Source organism: Dokdonella sp., assembly GCF_035703485.1.
In the GTDB taxonomy this organism is placed as follows: Bacteria; Pseudomonadota; Gammaproteobacteria; order Xanthomonadales; family Rhodanobacteraceae; genus Dokdonella.
In genome coordinates, this window is record NZ_DASSYD010000151.1 from 1 (window position 1) to 17,934 (window position 17,934).

Below are 17,934 nucleotides of genomic sequence, written 5' to 3' on the forward strand. Positions count from 1 at the left end.
GTCATCGCCATCGAAGCCGATCAGTTCGAACATCTCAGTAGCCCAATCAATTCACGCAGGGGCGCGGTGCCCGATCGAAAAATGGAATGACACGTGTTTTGGCGTTCCGGTCAAACATGGGAACGGTTGCGATAGCGACCGAACATCGAGCAACCGCGAAGCAATATCGAGCGCACATGCAATGAGAAATCCGTAATAGAGCGGAATCAGCAGTCATGGTACGCCTCTCTTAATCACAAGCCTTTCTGGCAACCATGAAATCGCGTTACCCAGCCAACGATTGTCCGGGTTCGATCTGTCTGCAGAAACAGACAGCATGCCCGATAGTGTGACGCAGTTCACCGTGGCGCAAATCTCGCGTTACAAGTGGCGCATATCTTGCATTACCATTATCGACATAAACCACCAAACCAATCTCAAACCGTCATAGAGTCTATCCAGATCACGCGGCGTCCAAATACGTGCCTTCGGTCTTTCAGAATTCAGAAGCAGAGGATTTGCCGATGCGCTCGCGGACTCACCAGCGCTTGTTCGGAACCAAACTGAACGACAATATTTGTCCTTTTCTGACATCCGCCAGCGGTTCCGGCCATCATGCAGAAGGTGACTAAACCGTCATGTCAAACACTTTATTTCCATTACTATAACTATAGTTGACATGCACCCATGCCGTGCTATGGTCGACTTGGAACGTGTATCAATTTTTGACAGATTCAGGCTTCCGGGGGGATTGAAATTCAGGTCGAAGTCGGAGTGGCCACGGAAGGTCTCGCCGCCAACTACCGGTACAGGAATGAACCGTTGAATCATCCGGCAACATGAAATTGCCGGGGCTTCAATCCAATTTGGATGTGGTTTGAGCGTATCCCTATGAAAAGCAGAACCCTGACGACGATTGGGCTTCCGGTTCGCCTGGATGTCCTGATCAAATCCCATTTGAAGCTGGTCAATGCCAGAACGATCGATGAGTGGGCGTTCAGCGAAGATGCCAACTCGGATGTCGCCATCTGCGACCCGGAATCCCCACTTTCCGTGCTGACGGTCAAACGATCGCGTCAATCGGGCTCGCCGCTGTGTATTTCGTTGGTGGATTCTTGCCACCATGCGCTGGAAGGAACTGCCGCTCTGCACAACCCGCTCCGGGTCGGGGAGCTTATCGAGCTGCTCGACAAGGTATCCAAGGGCATGGACCTGACACCTGCTGTCCCTGAAATTGTCGGTTCGGCGCCGCCATCAGGCGATCATTCCTGCCGGCTCGCGCGTACCTTGCATGAACTCATGCTCGCCGGAAGTCGTGATCTGCATCTGGTAGAGGCAGGTGGCCTGCGCTTTTGCCTGCTTCCCGTCAGCCGCAGCGTGTTCCTGGCCGAGCCATTGGATGATTCCTGGCTTGAACGCATGCTCAATGTTGGCGGCGAAGTGACCGCCGATGTCATTCCGCTCGTCGAACAGCAACAGATTCTCTCCGGCTTTCAGCACCGCGCTTCCCTGATCAAGCTGCTCTGGCACGCCGGGTTGCACTCCGGCGCGCTCGCTCGCAACCCTGTCATCGCCGAAGGCGCGTTGCTTTCGCTCAGCCGCTGGCCGGATTTCGGCGCGCTCAAGTACGAGCCGGAACATTTGCGCATGTCAGCCGAGCTGTCGCGCAAGCATTTGACGCTCGAACAACTGGCGCACGTCACGCGAAGCAGTATCGAGAGCGCGCGCGCGTTCATCAATGCCTGTGCATTGTGTGACCTGATCACCATCGGTAGCACGGCGATACCGGCTTCGATCGCCGCTCCTGTAAAGAATGAGACGTTTCGCGGTCGTGGCGCGACCCTGATTGCACCTCGACGAAGCCTTGGATTTCTGAATTCAATTCGAGCAGCGTTGGGACTGAGGGCAAGCTGAGGACATGCAAGCAAGGGAGTACAAAATCCTGTTCACAGGGAGCATGGGTGCCGGAAAGACAACGGCCATCAACGTGATCAGCGAGATCGATCCGATTCAGACCGATGTCGGCAATACTGATCTTGCCTCACATGCCAAGCAAACTACGACGGCAGCGCTCGACTACGGACAAGTAACTCTGAGCGGCGGCAATGTGCTTCGTCTCTACGGTACTCCGGGGCAGGCGCGTTTTGATTTCATGTGGGAAATCCTCGGCACCGGTGCCCTGGGTGTCGTCGTCCTCATCGACAACACTCGCCAGGATCCCCTAACCGATCTACGCGAATACATGCTCGCCTTTCGTGAAACTGTCCAGAGTTCGCGTGCGGTGGTGGGAATCGGTCGTACCCATTCGCATCCACAACCGACAATCGACGAGTTCCACACGGTTCTGGCAGAGCTGGGCTTGAACGTGCCGATTCTGTCCGTCGACGTGCGACGTCGCGAGGATGTTTTGTTGCTGCTTGATGTGCTTTTCAACCAGATTGAGACAACCGAATCGATGCAAGCTCCAGAGCTGCAAAAGGAAGCCTGTTCGTGAACGCCAGCACTGAACTCCCTGGTCGCACGCAAATGACGCTGCTGCAGAAAAAGCTGGAGCAATTTGTCGAGGCCAACTCCGATATCCGCGGTGCCGTAATTTCGACCGTCGATGGTTTCGAAGTGGCCTCACAACTGGACAGCTCTTTGTCTGCCGCCAAACTCGCCGCAATGACCAGTTCGTTGCTGGCGCTGTCCGGAGCCATCGCGCGTGAAAGCTTGCTGGGCAGCAGTCGCGACATGGTGATTGATGCGGACAAGGGGCGGCTCTTGCTGATGGAAGTTCCAACCACCGAGAAGCGGCTTTTGCTGGCCGTTCTTTGCGACAACCAGGTCACGCTCGGTCAGGTGCTCTGGGCAGTCAACGCGTTTCGTGACGGGCTTGCTCGCGACAATTCAGGTTGAAGTCGAACAAGATTTCACAACGCCTCGCGAGAGCATCGGCTCGGGAGGCAGCAACATCCCCGGTGCATACAATAGGATACAAGGATCATTTCAATGGCAAACCTCAACGACACCATGGCAACTCTGATGCAGATTGATGGCGCAATGTGTTGCGCGCTCGTCGATTCCAACAGCGGAATGATGCTCGGCAGCTCCGGTACCGGACTCGACCTCGAAGTTGCAGCCGCTGGCAATACCGAAGTCGTTCGCGCCAAGATCAAAACCATCAAGAGCCTCGGACTCAGCGATAACATCGAGGACATCCTGATCACGCTTGGCAAGCAATATCACATCTTGCGTCCGGTTGGCTCCAAGCCCGGATTGTTCATGTACCTGGTGCTCGACAAGGCCAAGTCCAATCTGGCGATGGCGCGTCGCGGATGCCAGGATGCCGAACAGGAACTGACGCTCTAAATCAAACCACCCGAATTCTGGAAGCCTGAGGAGAGCGCCATGTCTACTGAAAAAGATCTACTCGATACCATCGCCGCGATAGAAGGTGATGTATCTGGCGTCATTGCTACTGCTATTGTCGATTTGGAGTCAGGCATGACGCTAGCTGCGAAAACCAATCGATCCGATTTTGATCTGACCGTCGCCAGCGCCTACAACTCTGAGCTGGTCAAACAGAAGTTCAAGATCATGAAGGCCTTGAAGCTCAACGCGACACTGGAAGACATGGTGCTGACACTCAGTGACCAGATCCATGTCATCAAGTTGCTGCCTGGTGGTATCAGCTTTCTCTATCTGGCCGCTGATCGCAGCACAACCAATCTGGCGATCTTGAGGAATGCCATCCTCAAACATGCAATGAAGCTCGATTGACTGCAGTTTTCAATAAAGGGAGAGTGCGGCATCAATTGCGGGTCCCGCCTCTCCCTTTGTTGTCACGAGTGAAACGCTAAACCATGGCTACAATCGACCCCGCCAGCAACACCGTCGTCATTCGTGTCGTCTACGATGGACCGGCCCTGGCCGGCAAGACCACGAGCGTACGCAGTTTGGCACAGGGTCTCGGTGGCCAGGTTGTGATTCCCGAAGAGGCCGACGGACGTACCGTATTCTTTGACTGGCTTGACTACACCGGCGGTCTGTTTGAAGGTCGCGCCATTCGCTGTCAGATCATCAGCGTTCCTGGCCAGGCGACTCTGGCCGGACGCCGTCGCCATCTGTTGGAAAGCGCCGATGTTGTGGTCTTTGTAGCTGACAGCACGCGCGATGCTCAGGATACCGTGCGTCGCTACCTGGAAAGTCTGCAACGCATGCTGGCAGCGAGCGCAGGTCCACCCGTCGGCATCGTGCTGCAGGCAAACAAGCGCGATCACGCCGACGCAACACCGCTGGTCGACATGCAACAAATGCTCGATGCCCATGACCTCAAGGTGGGCATTGTCGAATCGATTGCGACTGAAGGCACGGGCATTCGCCAGGCTTTCGTATTTGCCGTCCGCCTTGCTCTTGATCGGGTTCGCGAGTTGATTCGACTGGAGAGGTTGCCGATCGCGCGACCGGATGTCGACAGCGCTGATGAGTTGCTCGACAGCTTGCGCAAATCCGAAGGCGGCGTTTTGCGCGCATTGCCCGAAGGCGGGCTCGTACACACCCGATTGAGCGATGTACGCTCCGCATCAGCGGAATCGCTGGATGCCGAACTGCGCAAAACCATCCGTCAGATTGAGCATCCCCGGATCAGTGAAATCCCGACGCCGGACAGCAAAGCGAACGAATCACCCGCGCTACCCAACGACGAATTGCCCAGCGGCATGATCTGGCCACCGGTCGAGGGTCGCATGACTCTCCACGAGATCATGCAGACTCCGCAATCGATCATTTGTACGGCACGCGGCAACTGGCTTGGCAATTCATCGAAGGCCTGGAAGATCCATTCACCCGCTGAAGGTCGATTCGATACCCTGGAACTTGGCCGTCAGGCCCTGCTCAGCTGGGCGCGCGTGCATGTATCAGGGGCGCGAATCATCTCCTCGAACCGTTGCGTTGCACTGGCAGCCGATGGTCACGGAGGCTATCGGCTCTGGCAGTTCGTGCGCAAGCAATCCACGCTACTTGATGCCTTCCGCAAGACACTGCTTGCCGGACCCGATTCCACAGCACAGTATCTTGTCGAGCTTCAGGATATCTACGCACGTGCGCTGGAGCTATGGCCGAATGTCGGTTGTCGCGTTCCACTCGGTATCGCGACGATGGCGGCTTCGGCCCAAGGACCTTCCTACGTCGGCACCATGCCGTTTCCTTTCGACTCCAGCGAAACAGGAATGAGACGACTTCTTCCCACTCTGGAATGGATGCTCAGAGAGCTCGATTTTGCCAGTGTGTCGCTGCGAAGAATCTCGACTGAAGCGCTTGCAGCGGGCGAAACATTGGCCAGCACGCAACCGAGATACCAACCGCACTTCGAAATCGTGCGAGGGCTTTTTGCTCGCCTTGAAAGCAATCAGAGTTCCAATCGAAGAAGACTCCACGGCGGTCAAGGTTCGTGAGGCCACCGTCTGGACTGCCTGCGGAAGCACGCAGCGAACAGCCGCTCAGTTCCATCTCAAAGATCGGTGGCGCGCCGTGACCTGCCAGACTCTCGCTCACTTCGACGCTCGGTCGAATCGGGTGTCAGCATGGATACGGCAACGACCCGGTTTCGCCCCTGCTGCTTGGCCGCGTAAAGGGCGACATCCACCGCGCCGTAGAGGTCATCATCGTTGCTGTCACGTTCAGCGTTGAAGCTGCCGACCCCAATGCTGACCTTGATCGATAGTGACAAGCCCGCGCAGATGATGGGCTGCGCGTCTAGCGATTCACGAAATGCTTCCGCGCGAACTGTCGCAACCACTTCATCGGTGTCGCGAAAGATCAATCCGAACTCCTCTCCGCCCGTGCGTGCAATAAGGACATCCTCGCCACAGAAAGCACGCTCCAGACGGCGCGCCAGATGCTTGAGAACCTCGTCACCAATGACATGACCGTGTTGATCATTGATCAGCTTGAAGTGATCGATATCGAGCAAGGCAAGGGCCACGCTCGCTCCATCGAGCCATTGCGCTTCGCGTACCTGGGCGTTGAGGGTTTCCGCAAACGTGCGGCGATTGCACAAGCCGGTTAGCGGATCGGTGCGACTCAGTTGCTCATAGAGATCGCGCTGATCACGCACGGCGTCATCGAGATCCAGTCGGCGCGTGTATTCAATCCGCGAGCGCATGACCGCCGTGACCAGATAGATTGCATACAGGGAAAATGCAGCGGCAGGTACATGCATTGCGGAATCCGACCAGAGCTGTATCACCGTCGGTACAACCATGATCAAAATGCCGGTAACAGCCAAGCGCAGCATCGACGTGTATAGATGCGCAATCTGTGTGGAAAACGCCAGCGTGCCGAATAGCGAAACCGACTTGACCAGCAGTGAAACCTCCGGATCACGAAGGACAAATATTTGTGCGACCGTCCATAAAACGACGCTCGACATTACCACTGCACAGTAGCGATTGATCCAGCGATGCGACGCTTCAATTGCGGCATCCGGAGCAGGCGGTCGAATCCGCTTGCGCAAGATCGCAGCGGCCAGCATGCCGAGGGTGAAAAACGCCGCCAGCACGGGATGGCGTCGCGGAAGCTCTGCCACCATGAGCAGCGGCAACCAGCCGATCAAATAGAGAAAGGCACCCGACGACGACCGCGCATAGGTATCCCGAATGCGGGTCTTCAATCGACGTTCAAGGCGCAGCTGTTGTGCTTGATCAACAAGCGCGGCGTTCATGCCCACCCTCCCGGATCAGGCATCTGTTCCAACCTGCAATCGTCGCACAAGTTGGCCCGCAACGCATTTCACCGATCCGCACGTCCCCCGCGTGGTCCGTGCGGATTTCAGGGTCAGCTGCGTGGTGAATCTGGCCGGCCCCTGATGTGGTTGACCTGCTCTCGCCCGAGGAAAGTTCAGCGCATCTATGGCGCAGGTTCAGGCTCAATCGTGCAAAAAGGTCATCCCCTGAACTAAGGAACGCAGCCATGCAAATCGATCACTTGCAAAAATGCGCACACAAGCCTTGCGTCTGTCAGGTCACACCCTCGGACGAATACTGCAGCGATCATTGCCGGGAAAGTGCGAGTGCAGGAAACGATACCTGCAAATGCGGACACCTCGAATGTGCCGTTGAACCCGCTCTGGCCGATTCATCGCTGGCCAGTCCGGCTTGATCAGCGTTGCCTTTAACGCGCCTTCAGTCGGGATCCTTTGCACCGCGCCTACCGCTGCGAGAGCAGCTCCAGCATGCGGCCTGTCACCGATTGCACGTTGTACTCATCGATACCACCGGTATTGCTGTTCGACATGGCGATCAGAACATACGGATCCTCGCCGGCATTCTCGAGCATCCAGGCATGCGTCAATACATGCTTGCCATTGGCGCCCGAGGTCAGGTCGCCGCCCTTGTACCAGACCCGATCCCAGCGATCGCGGACCTCTGGCTGGGCTGCGCCGGCGCCGAGCGCTGCATCGACGGTCTTGAATGCTTCCGAACCTTGCGGCAATCGGCGCAGCTTGGCGAAGGCACGGCAGATATCGAATGGACTGGCGCGCCAGGTTCCCGAGGTCAGCAACGATTCGTGGAAGTATGGCCCGCCATTGTTTGGCCCGAGCGGCTCGATGTTGTCGTGCAGAAACTGGTATTTGAACGGTTGTGTACCGTTGACGTAAGTCAGCGCCTGGGCCAGCGGAAACGAAAGGAACAGATGGAACTGCTCACTGATACCGAGCAGAGGCTGCAGCAGATTCGGCTGCGCAACGCCGTATTCGGTGACGATCTGATCGAGACGTGTGCGGCCAACGCGCTCATGCAGCAAGTCGGTCGCGGTGTTGTCACTGATACCCATCATCAGCGTGGCCAGGTCACTGAGTGGAAACGGCGTGTTCAAGGGTTCGCTGTTGATGGTTCCACCCGGTGCCAGTTCGCTGGCGACCATTGGCAGGATCTCGGTCGAGGAGAGCGTGCCTTCGACAATCGACTGACCGACACCACCGAGTACCCAGGTCTTGAAGATCGATGCAGTCGCGCGCGGCGTATTCGCGTTGCGATCCTGGATTGTCGTGCACTGGTTGGCGCTGTTGATGCGCCCGACCAACAGTGACGGAGCCGAGGATAGCGTCGCGAACTTGGTCGCGGCCTGGGCCATGGTCAGGGTCTGGTCGGCCGGATATTGCACCGAGCCGAAATAGTCGAAAACGTAGACCTCGACGATTTTCTTCGCACCCGTGTAGTGCGCGCCGACGATCATATATCCGGATGGCGATGGATCTCCCGGCGAATCGATTACGACCACGGTTGTCACTGGCGTCACCGTAACCACATCGGAGATGCGCGCATTCGGATGTTCCGAACGCACCTGGTTGATGAACGACACCATGCCCGGATAGTTGAAAGACGGATCGAAATGCGCGCTGACCTCGGCCAGCGTGGTCGTCTCACCCGCCGCCAGTTCGCTGACCAGCCATTGCAATTGGTCCACCGCTGGCCCGGGAGGCAATTGATAGGCGCCGGCCACGAACGGAAATTGTGGCGTGATCGAAGGCGGATCGAAACTGTCGACAAAGAGCTGGGCCTGCGCCGCGGGAATCGCGGCAAGAGCAAGCAGTGCGAGCAAGATGCGTTTCATGAGCGATTCTCCCGAGCGGATCAGGGCCCGCTTGGAAGCTACTGCGCAGAAACGCGCCGAATTGGCTCACATGCCGAGGCTTCAGTTGAAGCTTCGATCACTCGGAGCGGGTGGATGAGCCCACCGACCTTGAGCTCGCCGCTTGCCCTATGGGAACCCGTCACGATCGCTCAGGTGACGCCGATTGCATCTTGGCGACCGAGAACGTATAACGTTCGTTATAACACGCCTTGGAGGCCACCATGAAGCTCAAGATCACCACCATCGGCAACTCCGCAGGCGTCATCCTGCCGCGCGAACTGCTCTCTCGCCTGCGCCTGGAAAAAGGCGACGAGTTGTTCGCCCTGGAAACCCCGGATGGCATCCGCCTGACCACTTACGACCCTGAGTTTGCAAGACAGATGGAAGTGGCTGAAGAAGTCATGCGCAAGGATCGAAACGTCCTGCGCAAATTGGCGCAGTAGCTCATGTCCATGATCATCTGGATTGAAAGGCCACTTGCCCTCGCCATCCATGAGCGTCAGTTGGCCGAACATGGAGGCAGCATTGGCGTGCGCGACGAAAGCCTGCTCGAGTCGGCGCTTGCACGAGCGCAGCAATTGCATGCCTACGGCGATCCGCCGCCGGATCTTGTCGATCTCGCCGCGAGTCTCGCTTTTGGCCTCGCACGCAATCATCCCTTCATCGACGGCAACAAACGCACGGCGCACGTTTGCTATCGGGTTTTCCTGGCCCTCAACGGTGCCGAAATCGACGCGAGCGATGAAGAGAAATACGTCGCCATGATTTCCCTGGCCGAAGGCAGCCAGTCCGAAGCCGAATTCGCCGAATGGCTGCGGGAGCACATCAAACTCGATTCGAAAAACCTGGTGAACGAACCGCGTGCAAGCTATCCCCGATAAAAATGCCCGCCACAAAGTCCAAGAAAGGATCAATCAACCTTAGCCGTTCGTCCTGAGCCTGTCGAAGGATGAACCCGACTCACCTGTCAATTGAGTCATTCCGATCATGCTCCGACATCCTCGGAACAAGTTCGCATCACAGCGTACCGAAGTTGATCAACCGGCAAAATCACTCCAACGGCAAAATCTCGCTGAACTGGATCACCGGCGGCGCATCGGTGTAGTTAGGAATATCCCCACCGAGCTGCTCACCGATTCGCGACCACGCCTCCATAAACGCTTCGATCGATTCGAAACGCATATGGCAGCTCATGATGTAGGTCGGCGGCGAGTCGGGTTCGACACCCGCCATGCCGTGTTCAAGGGTGACTTCTTTCAGGACTTCACCGAACAGCTGTTTGGCCATCGGCATGTGGGTGCCGAGGTAGTAGTCGACGTCGAAGCGGCTGCCAGGGGTGTTGGGATAGAGGATGTTTAGGCGGATCATTTGATGCTCGATTCGAGGCAACGGATAATTCTTGGTCGGGCAGAAAAAAGGCCAGAGCGGAGCCGTGCAATCTGCAGGCAGAGTACGATTCTGATTCTTGCTTTAGACGATGAGTTATCCGAACCCGCTGACTCACAGCACCTTGTTTCCACGGCCTTTGTCGGTCAAAGGCGGCTCGTTGTCGGGATTGACGCTGTTGTTGTCGCCGCTAAACGCGACCTTTTCGATGGTACGAGCAAGCACGATGTTTCGGTTGCCGTCGATGGACATCGGCCCCGTAGCCGTGAGGTTGAGCGTATTGTCGTCACCTGCCACGAGGACCTCTCCGACCTGCTCATTGAGCACCGTTACGTTGGAGCCCTTCAACCTCAGCGAACGCGCATTGGATATGTTGACTGTTCCATTCGATGCCGCGATTACAACGTTGCCGCACTCACCCTCGATCAACAGTCTGAAATCATTGCGTGTGATGTTCACGTCGTTGCCGTCGCAACGAGCGCCACTTGCGGGATCCGTCAGGACGGCAACGTTCTGGATTGCCGTCGCGGCGGACGCTTGCTTTGATCCATCCTTTCCACAGGCGATCAAAAGTAAAGCACAAATATTTATGCTCAATATGAGCGATGCACGCGTGGACGGCAGATTATTCATAATAATCTTTTCTTTTACTCTGTTGGATGGCTTGACAATTGCACTAACTGACCAATCGCACATATCTCATAATCAGGATCGACCTCGTCCGGATGAGACCAGCTCAACCACACTTCGAATAACCACAATTCAAACACGTCGCACAGCCATCCATCACGATGGTCGCGTTCGTGTTGCACTTGTGGCACATCGTGGCACCTGGGGGGAAGCTGCCGGCGGAGTCGTCTTCGGCCAGATCGGGGGATGGGATCTTGGCGGAAACAGGGGCGCTGGATCCCTGCCTGCGCAGGGACGACGAATCGCTGGAGGATGACGTTTTGGCTGACGTGCTGTTTACGTCAGACTTTTTTTTTGCGCGATTTTCGTAGGCGGCGCGCTTTTCGGCGATCAGGGCGCGTTGGGCGGGATCCATTTCCGGGTCGTGAATCAGGCCGATCATTTTCATGTGGCGTTCGATGACGGCACCGAGTTCGGCGACGATGCTCGGCATGTAGATGCCGCCGGCCTTGAAGTAGCCGCCGCGTGGATCGAATACGGCCTTGAGTTCCTCGACAAGGAAGGTCACGTCACCGCCCTTGCGGAACACGGCGGACATGATGCGCGTGAGCGCAACGATCCACTGGAAGTGCTCCATGCTCTTGGAGTTGACGAAGATCTCGAACGGGCGACGCAGCTCGTGCTCGGTGCCGGCATTGAGCACGATGTCGTTGATGGTCACGTACAGGGCATGCTCGACCAGGGGTGACTTGATCTTGTAGGTAGCGCCGATCAGTTGTTCCGGGCGCTCGACCTTTTCGTGCATGTGGATGACTTCGGCAACAGCAGATTCATCGATCACCGGTGCGGGCGCGGGGATCGCTGCGGGTGCGTCCTGCTCCGGCAGCACGACGTTGTAAGCCTTGATTTTCTTGTTGATCTTGATCGCCATGGCGGCGCTCTCCTGAATGCTTGTCTGACCGCCACCCCGGGTGGCTGGTCATGTTGTCCATGCCATGGCGTGAATACGCGCCCGGGCTGTTACGAATGTCTGGCGGCGCAATCGGGTTGCGCCCATGCCGTGAAACGGATGTTGCCTTGAAATGTCCTCCCCGCCAGGCGGGGAGGACAATCGATCATTTGCGACCTTTCTTTGCCGCATTTTTGGCTGGCTTCCTGGCCGGCGCTTTCTTTGCTGCAGCTTTTTTCGCCACAGTCTTTTTTGCGGGCGCTTTTTTGGCAGGCGCCTTCTTCACGGCTTTCTTGGCGGCTTTCTTGGCCGGCGATTTCTTCACCGCTTTATTTACCGCAACCTTTTTGGTGGCAACTTTTCTGGTCGCCTTCTTGACCGCTTTTTTGGCGGCGACTTTCTTGGCTACGGCTTTTTTGGCGACCTTCTTGCTTGCCTTTTTCACTGCGGCTTTCTTGGCAGCGGCCTTCTTGGCAACTTTCTTTTCAGCTTTTTTCGCTGCGGGTTTGGCTTTCGCCTTGCTCTTGGCTGCGCTCTTGGCGACTGCCTTTTTGGCTTCATCAGCTTTTTTGGCAACTGACTTGGCCGCCTTCTTTATCTTCTTGGCAGCCGTTTCTTCGGCCTTCTTGAACTTGGCGACGACGGTCTTGACCGTGCGCGCAGCCTGCTTGCGCGCTTTCTTTACCTTGGCGACGGCTTTCTTGCCGGCCTTGGTCGCGGAATCCCTTGCATCAGCCGCGACATCGCTGGCCGTGCTGGCGACTGCACCAGCTGCATCGGAAATTGCTCCGCCTATTTCCTTCAGGCTGTCTTTGACTTCTTCCACCGGGCTATCGGTACTCATCTTCCCCTCTCCGCGCTTTCGCGCCACTGTTGATTGACTTGATTGGACAACGCACTACACGCAAACCGCCAGACGCATCACGCCTGACGGATCCACTCGAATCAGAACTTTCCGTAGTAGCCCTCTTTGAGGGCATCGAACAGGTTGGCTGCGGTGTGGACCTCGCCATCGTACTCGATCTCTTCGTTACCTTTAGCTTCCACGAACGATCCATCTTCGAGCTCGAAACGGTACTTGGTATTTTCCAGATCATGCTCCTTGACGAGCACGCCCTGGAAGGCCGCCGGGTTGAAGCGGAATGTGGTGCATCCCTTCAAGCCCTGCTCATGGGCATAGCGATAGATATCCTTGAAATCCTCGTACGGATAGGTCGTCGGCACATTGGCGGTCTTCGAGATCGAGGAATCAATCCACTTCTGCGAGGCCGCCTGGATGTCGACGTGCTCGACCGGGCTGATGTCGTCCGCAGCGACGAAGTAATCGGGGAGCTTTTCCTCGACCTTGTCGGAGTGAGGCATGGCCTTGCCGTTGATCAGTTCGCGATAGGCGAGCAGCTCGAAGCTGAATACCTCGACCTTTTCCTTGGATTTCTTGCCTTCGCGAATCACGTTGCGGCTGTAGTGGTGGGCGAAGCTTGGTTCGATGCCATTGGAGGCGTTGTTGGCCAGCGACAGCGAGATCGTGCCGGTCGGCGCGATCGAGGTGTGATGAGTGAAGCGCGCGCCGACCTCGGCCAGTTCGGCGACCAGTTCGGGGGCAACGCTGGCGATGCGCTGCATGTAGCGACTGTATTTCGCATGCAGGACGCGACCGGGTACGCTGTCACCGATCTTGTAGCCATCGGTGATCATCTCGGGGCGCTTGCGCAGCATTTCGCCGGTGACCGGAAACTCGCGGGTGAGCACCGGTGCCGGGCCTTTCTCCTTGGCCAGACCGAGGGCAACTTCCCAGCCGGCCACGGCCATTTCACGCGAGACATCTTCGGTGAAGCTGCAGGCATCGGACGTGCCATAGCGCATCTTGAGCATGGTCAGGGTGCTGCCGAGGCCGAGGAAGCCCATGCCGTGACGGCGCTTGCTCTCGATTTCATCACGTTGCTCTTCGAGCGGCAGGCCGTTGATCTCGACGACGTTGTCGAGCATGCGCGTGAATACACGTACGACCTCGCGATATTCCTCCATGTCGAAACGTGCCTTCGGCCCGAACGGATCACGTACGAACTTGGTCAGGTTGACCGAGCCGAGCAGGCACGAACCATACGGCGGAAGCGGCTGTTCGCCACAAGGATTCGTAGCGCGGATATGCTCGCACCACCAGTTGTTGTTCATCTCGTTGACGCGGTCGATCAGGATGAAACCGGGTTCGGCGAAGTCATAGGTGGAGACCATGATCATGTCCCACAGATGGCGCGCGCGGATCTGGCTGTAGATCTTGCAGGCGACCAGGCCGTCTTCGCGCACGACATAGCTCTTGTGCGTCGGCCAGTCGCGCCAGATGACCTTGTCGGTATCGGCCAGATCGATCTCGTGCTGTTCCTTGATGTGGATCGGGAACACCAGCGGCCAGTCGGTATCCTTCTCGACCGCTTCCATGAAGCCGTCGGTAATCAGCAGGCTCAGGTTGAACTGACGCAGGCGGCCATCCTCGCGTTTGGCGCGGATGAACTCCTTCACATCGGGATGCGAAACATCAAACGTGCCCATCTGCGCGCCGCGACGGCCGCCGGCCGAGGACACGGTGAAACACATCTTGTCGTAGATATCCATGAACGACAGCGGGCCGGAGGTATAGGCGCCCGCTCCCGATACGTACGCGCCGCGCGGGCGCAACGTGGAGAATTCGTAACCGATGCCGCAACCGGCCTTGAGGGTGAGGCCGGCCTCGTGGACCTTGTCGAGGATGTTGTACATCGAATCCTCGATCGTGCCGGAGACCGTGCAATTGATCGTCGAGGTTTTCGGCTTGTGTTCGCTGGCACCGGCGTTCGAGGTGATGCGGCCGGCCGGAATCGCGCCGCGACGCAACGCCCAGAGAAAGCGCTCGAACCAATACTCCTGCTTTTCAGTGTTGGTCTCGACGGCAGCAAGTGCCCGTGCGACACGTTGGTAGGTATGGTCGATATCCGCATCGACCGGGGCACCCTGCTTGGATTTCAGGCGGTACTTCTTGTCCCAGATATCCAGCGATGCCGGCTGAAACGGAATCTCTACCGCGCCGCGCGCGAGTCCCTCTAGTCGCACTGTGCTCATGGACAGCGTTTCCTCCCGATTTTTATTGTGCTTCCGGGATAGCTTCCCGGTTTTCCTGATTCGTTTCACATCATTCGACGCGTCTTTATAGTGACGGGTCACGGCAGTCAAAGCGGACGGAATGTCGATGACACTCCCCGAATTGTCCACAATGGCTTGGCCATTCCCCGTCCCGAGCACACAACATCTTGTGGTGCGCACCGACCCAGTACCCTACGCTGGGACCCCTCGCTTGTCCAGCAAAAGACACCTCGTTTGACACTCTGGCCGCGCAACCGATTGAATCCCTCAAATACGGCAACAATGAAACCGAATGGCCTCGCTGTGGTCAGTAGCAGCGAGCACTGGGATCAGTACCCGGCATCGCTGTATTTTCGATCCGACCGCTCACGCAAACCGCCTCGGGCAAACCTCTCCGAATCTGGCCCGACCTGGCACGGGACATCCTCGCCGAGGGTCGATCCCGGACAATCAAAGACAGCCCACGGCCGAACCGCACCATGACGGCCACCAGACCTGGAAACCTCACGATGTTCCGGAAACCGAATCGCCTCGTTTTGATGTCCTCCCGACTGCTCCTGTTGGCCGCCTTGCTGCTCAGTCCTGGCGCCTTCGCCGGGCTGCCACCGGCTGTCGATGGACAACCCCTGCCGACCCTGGCGCCGATGATCGACCGGGTCACGCCGGCCGTGGTCAACATCAACACCAAGACTCACGTCCGCGTTCGCGACCCGTTCTTCGACGACCCGATCTTCCGGCGCTTCTTCAATGCGCCGAGCCAGCCGCGCGAGCGCGTCCAGCAATCGCTCGGCTCCGGAGTCATCGTCGATGCCGCCAAGGGCTATGTGTTGACCAACAACCATGTCATCCAGGGCGCTGATGACATCGCCGTGACCCTGCACGACAACCGCACGGTCAAGGCACGCGTGATCGGCTCGGATCCGGATACCGATCTGACCGTGTTGCAGATACCTGCCGACAACCTGCAGGCCATACCGCTGGCAATCTCGAAGAATCTGCGCGTCGGTGATTTTGTCGTCGCCATCGGTGATCCGTTTGGCCTTGGCCAGACCGTCACTTCCGGCATCGTCTCGGCGCTTGACCGCAAGGGCATCAGCCGCGGCTTTCAGAGCTTCATCCAGACCGATGCCTCGATCAATCCGGGTAATTCAGGCGGTGCGCTGGTCAATCTGCGAGGCGAACTGGTCGGCATCAATTCGATGATCTTCTCGCCGTCCGGGGCCAGCGTCGGCATCGGCTTCGCCATCCCCAGCGACCTCGCCGCCAATGTGATGCGCCAGTTGATCGCCTACGGTGAGGTGCGTCGCGGCGCGCTCGGCGTCGATGCCCAGGACATCACCCCGGAACTGGCGCGCATGCTTTCCGTACCGTCCGGCAAGGGTACGGTGGTGACCCGCGTACGCAAGGATGCCCCGGCCGCCAAAGCCGGACTGCAGCCCGGCGACGTGATCACCGCAATCAACGGCAAGAAGATCGGATCGGCACAGGATCTGCGCAATATCGAGGGGCTGACCCCGGTCGGCACGGCCCTGTCGGTTTCTCTGTTGCGCAACGGCGAAGCAGTGATCTTGAGCATGAATCTTGCTGCAAGCAGCAACTCCAGTCTGCGTGGCGGCGATCTGGACGAACGCCTCGCCGGCGTTCTTCTCAGTGATCTCGAAGAAAGCCAGCGCCGCCCCGGACTCAGCGGCAGCACAGTGAAAAATGTCGACACATCCAGTCGGGCCTACGCCAATGGCCTGCGCAAGGGCGACATCATCATCGGCCTCAATCAGCGCGACTTTGAAGACACCGGCGCACTTGCTGAACTTCTCAAACGCACGCCCCGACAGCTGCTGCTGACCGTGGTCCGCGGGCAAAGCCTGTTTTATCTACTGTTGCAATAAAGAGCAAAAACAATCGCCGCTGTTCATCCCGGGAGAAATGTCTGCGCCCCAGTCGCTTGGCGAGTTGACGGCTGGGGCCGAAGTTTGCGAGGTGCGCGGCTTGTGCGAGGTTCAGTGATCAGCCACTAGGATTGCGTCTCCGACATCCTGCTTCTGGAGCCTTCCATGACCACCAACGAGCTTCCCTCCGCCCATTCCGACCCCTCCCTGCCACCCAATCCGGCGGCCGCAGTCGCTCCGCAACTCGGCGACGTGATCGATGGCATTCAGGATACCGCCGCGACCTTGAAGTCCGTGGTCAGGAATGAGACCGATTCGCTGCTGAATGATTTTCGCGATCTCATACGTGATCAACCCATTGCCAGTGTCGCTGTCGCGGGCACACTCGCTTTTCTGATTGGGCGAATAGGTCGCTAATTCGCATCAGGAAACAGATTTCATGCAAGCGACGCCTGCCAATCAGGCCGATTCAGGACACTCCGCAAAGTCGGCTCCGCTGCGTGGATGGCGCAGAATCTGGCACGGCATCACGGATTTCCTCTCTCATGATCCATTGACGCTGGCGGCGTCGATCGCCTTCTACGCGGCGTTGTCTTTCGCGCCCATCATCGTCATCAGCATCTGGGCTTCGTCTCAGCTTTCAGCGGGCGCCGAAAGCAAACTGATCGAACAACTCGGCATCCTGTTTGGTAGTCAGGTCGGTGACAGCGCGGCGATGATCATGAAGAACGCGCAGCAAAGTCCGTTCAACGCCAGCGTCTCGGGCTTGGTCAGTCTGGGCGCGCTGGCGATCTCGGCATCGACAGCTTTCGCTCAATTGCAGGCCGCGATCAACGCGGTATGGGGCACCAAAGGTGTGCCGAGCAATGCAGTCTGGGGTTGGATACGGAGGCGCCTGCTGTCTTTCGGCATGCTCGCGGTGATTGGCTTTCTGCTCATGATCACCCTCGTCGCAAGCAGCACGATGACCCTGATCCTGAAGCAACAAGGCAGCCTGTGGCTGGTCATCAACGAGTTGCTGGCCTTGATCGTCTTTTCGATTGGCTTTGGCCTGCTGTTCCGCTTTGTCCCTGACGCACGCATCGCCTATCGCTACACCTTTGTCGGCGGCGCCCTGACCGCAATCCTGTTTGAACTCGGCAAATGGGCGCTTGGCACTTATCTGGGAGCAACCACCAGCGCCGACGCTTACGGCGCGGCAAGTTCACTGATCCTGCTCCTGATCTGGGTCTACTACACCTCGTTGATCGTGCTGGTTGGTGCCGGCCTCACGCGCCATTTGGCCGAGGCGTTCGATGGCCCGTTGCCGGAAACGCATCCAGGCTGAGCGGGCTGGACCCGTCGATCACAGGCGCTGGATGGCGCGCGCCTGCC

General features: G+C 57.8%; 18 protein-coding genes. 11 read left to right on the top strand and 7 right to left on the bottom strand.

Going from position 1 to position 17,934, the window contains the following annotated elements:
• Positions 1-870 precede the first annotated feature (870 nt).
• The 6 genes from VFN25_RS11755 (at position 871) to VFN25_RS11780 (ending at position 5,414) form a co-directional block, all read left to right on the top strand.
• Entirely contained in the window at positions 871-1,893 is a 1,023-nt protein-coding gene (locus tag VFN25_RS11755) for a hypothetical protein (protein ID WP_325142113.1), read from the top strand.
• 4 nt (positions 1,894-1,897) lie between these two features.
• On the top strand, positions 1,898-2,473 hold the full coding sequence (locus VFN25_RS11760; protein ID WP_325142115.1) for a GTP-binding protein: 576 nt from the start codon (positions 1,898-1,900) through the stop codon (positions 2,471-2,473).
• Positions 2,470-2,877, top strand: coding sequence for a roadblock/LC7 domain-containing protein (locus VFN25_RS11765; protein WP_325142117.1), 408 nt, complete (start codon positions 2,470-2,472; stop codon positions 2,875-2,877). The genes VFN25_RS11760 and VFN25_RS11765 overlap by 4 nt, the downstream gene beginning before the upstream one ends.
• A 93-nt stretch (positions 2,878-2,970) precedes the next feature.
• On the top strand, positions 2,971-3,330 hold the full coding sequence (locus VFN25_RS11770; protein WP_325142120.1) for a hypothetical protein: 360 nt from the start codon (positions 2,971-2,973) through the stop codon (positions 3,328-3,330).
• A gap of 39 nt (positions 3,331-3,369) precedes the next feature.
• On the top strand, positions 3,370-3,741 hold the full coding sequence (locus VFN25_RS11775; RefSeq protein ID WP_325142122.1) for a hypothetical protein: 372 nt from the start codon (positions 3,370-3,372) through the stop codon (positions 3,739-3,741).
• A gap of 83 nt (positions 3,742-3,824) precedes the next feature.
• Positions 3,825-5,414 (top strand): GTP-binding protein, encoded by a 1,590-nt coding sequence (locus tag VFN25_RS11780; RefSeq protein WP_325142124.1) that lies wholly within the window; start codon positions 3,825-3,827, stop codon positions 5,412-5,414.
• A 56-nt stretch (positions 5,415-5,470) separates the two neighbouring features.
• On the opposite strand, the gene VFN25_RS11785 is transcribed toward VFN25_RS11780, so the two are convergent.
• Together VFN25_RS11785 and VFN25_RS11790 are read right to left on the bottom strand one after the other, a co-directional pair.
• Positions 5,471-6,682 carry a GGDEF domain-containing protein gene (locus tag VFN25_RS11785; RefSeq protein ID WP_325142126.1) on the bottom strand — a complete coding sequence of 404 codons (1,212 nt, stop codon included), beginning with the start codon at positions 6,680-6,682 and terminating at the stop codon, positions 5,471-5,473.
• A gap of 485 nt (positions 6,683-7,167) precedes the next feature.
• Entirely contained in the window at positions 7,168-8,574 is a 1,407-nt protein-coding gene (locus tag VFN25_RS11790; protein ID WP_325142128.1) for a serine hydrolase, read from the bottom strand.
• A 242-nt stretch (positions 8,575-8,816) separates the two neighbouring features.
• On the opposite strand from VFN25_RS11790, the gene VFN25_RS11795 reads away from it, so the two are divergent.
• Both VFN25_RS11795 and VFN25_RS11800 read left to right on the top strand, forming a co-directional pair.
• Complete coding sequence (locus VFN25_RS11795; protein WP_325142130.1) at positions 8,817-9,038, top strand: AbrB/MazE/SpoVT family DNA-binding domain-containing protein; 222 nt, start codon at positions 8,817-8,819, stop codon at positions 9,036-9,038.
• Positions 9,039-9,047: 9 nt separating this feature from the next.
• Positions 9,048-9,476 carry a type II toxin-antitoxin system death-on-curing family toxin gene (locus VFN25_RS11800; RefSeq protein ID WP_325142164.1) on the top strand — a complete coding sequence of 143 codons (429 nt, stop codon included), beginning with the start codon at positions 9,048-9,050 and terminating at the stop codon, positions 9,474-9,476.
• A gap of 169 nt (positions 9,477-9,645) precedes the next feature.
• Here VFN25_RS11800 and VFN25_RS11805 read toward each other — a convergent pair whose 3' ends face one another.
• From VFN25_RS11805 to VFN25_RS11825, 5 genes are all read right to left on the bottom strand, one after another.
• Positions 9,646-9,963: an EthD family reductase gene (locus VFN25_RS11805; protein ID WP_325142132.1), complete on the bottom strand. Its 318-nt coding sequence runs from the start codon at positions 9,961-9,963 to the stop codon at positions 9,646-9,648.
• Positions 9,964-10,095: 132 nt separating this feature from the next.
• The gene (locus VFN25_RS11810; RefSeq protein WP_325142134.1) at positions 10,096-10,614 is read right to left on the bottom strand and encodes a DUF3060 domain-containing protein; all 519 of its coding nucleotides are present in this window, start codon (positions 10,612-10,614) and stop codon (positions 10,096-10,098) included.
• A 103-nt stretch (positions 10,615-10,717) separates the two neighbouring features.
• Positions 10,718-11,542, bottom strand: coding sequence for an NrdJb (locus VFN25_RS11815; protein ID WP_325142135.1), 825 nt, complete (start codon positions 11,540-11,542; stop codon positions 10,718-10,720).
• 184 nt (positions 11,543-11,726) lie between these two features.
• Positions 11,727-12,404: a hypothetical protein gene (locus VFN25_RS11820; protein WP_325142137.1), complete on the bottom strand. Its 678-nt coding sequence runs from the start codon at positions 12,402-12,404 to the stop codon at positions 11,727-11,729.
• A gap of 101 nt (positions 12,405-12,505) precedes the next feature.
• Positions 12,506-14,653, bottom strand: a complete 2,148-nt coding sequence (locus VFN25_RS11825) for an adenosylcobalamin-dependent ribonucleoside-diphosphate reductase (protein ID WP_325142139.1) — start codon at positions 14,651-14,653, stop codon at positions 12,506-12,508.
• A gap of 560 nt (positions 14,654-15,213) precedes the next feature.
• On the opposite strand from VFN25_RS11825, the gene VFN25_RS11830 reads away from it, so the two are divergent.
• The 3 genes from VFN25_RS11830 to VFN25_RS11840 all read left to right on the top strand — a co-directional run bounded on the left by VFN25_RS11830 (position 15,214) and on the right by VFN25_RS11840 (position 17,887).
• Positions 15,214-16,560: a Do family serine endopeptidase gene (locus VFN25_RS11830; protein WP_325142141.1), complete on the top strand. Its 1,347-nt coding sequence runs from the start codon at positions 15,214-15,216 to the stop codon at positions 16,558-16,560.
• A 165-nt stretch (positions 16,561-16,725) separates the two neighbouring features.
• On the top strand, positions 16,726-16,977 hold the full coding sequence (locus VFN25_RS11835; RefSeq protein WP_325142143.1) for a hypothetical protein: 252 nt from the start codon (positions 16,726-16,728) through the stop codon (positions 16,975-16,977).
• A 22-nt stretch (positions 16,978-16,999) separates the two neighbouring features.
• A complete protein-coding gene (locus tag VFN25_RS11840; RefSeq protein WP_325142145.1) occupies positions 17,000-17,887 on the top strand; it encodes a YihY/virulence factor BrkB family protein in 888 nt (295 codons plus the stop codon).
• Positions 17,888-17,934: the final 47 nt, after the last annotated feature.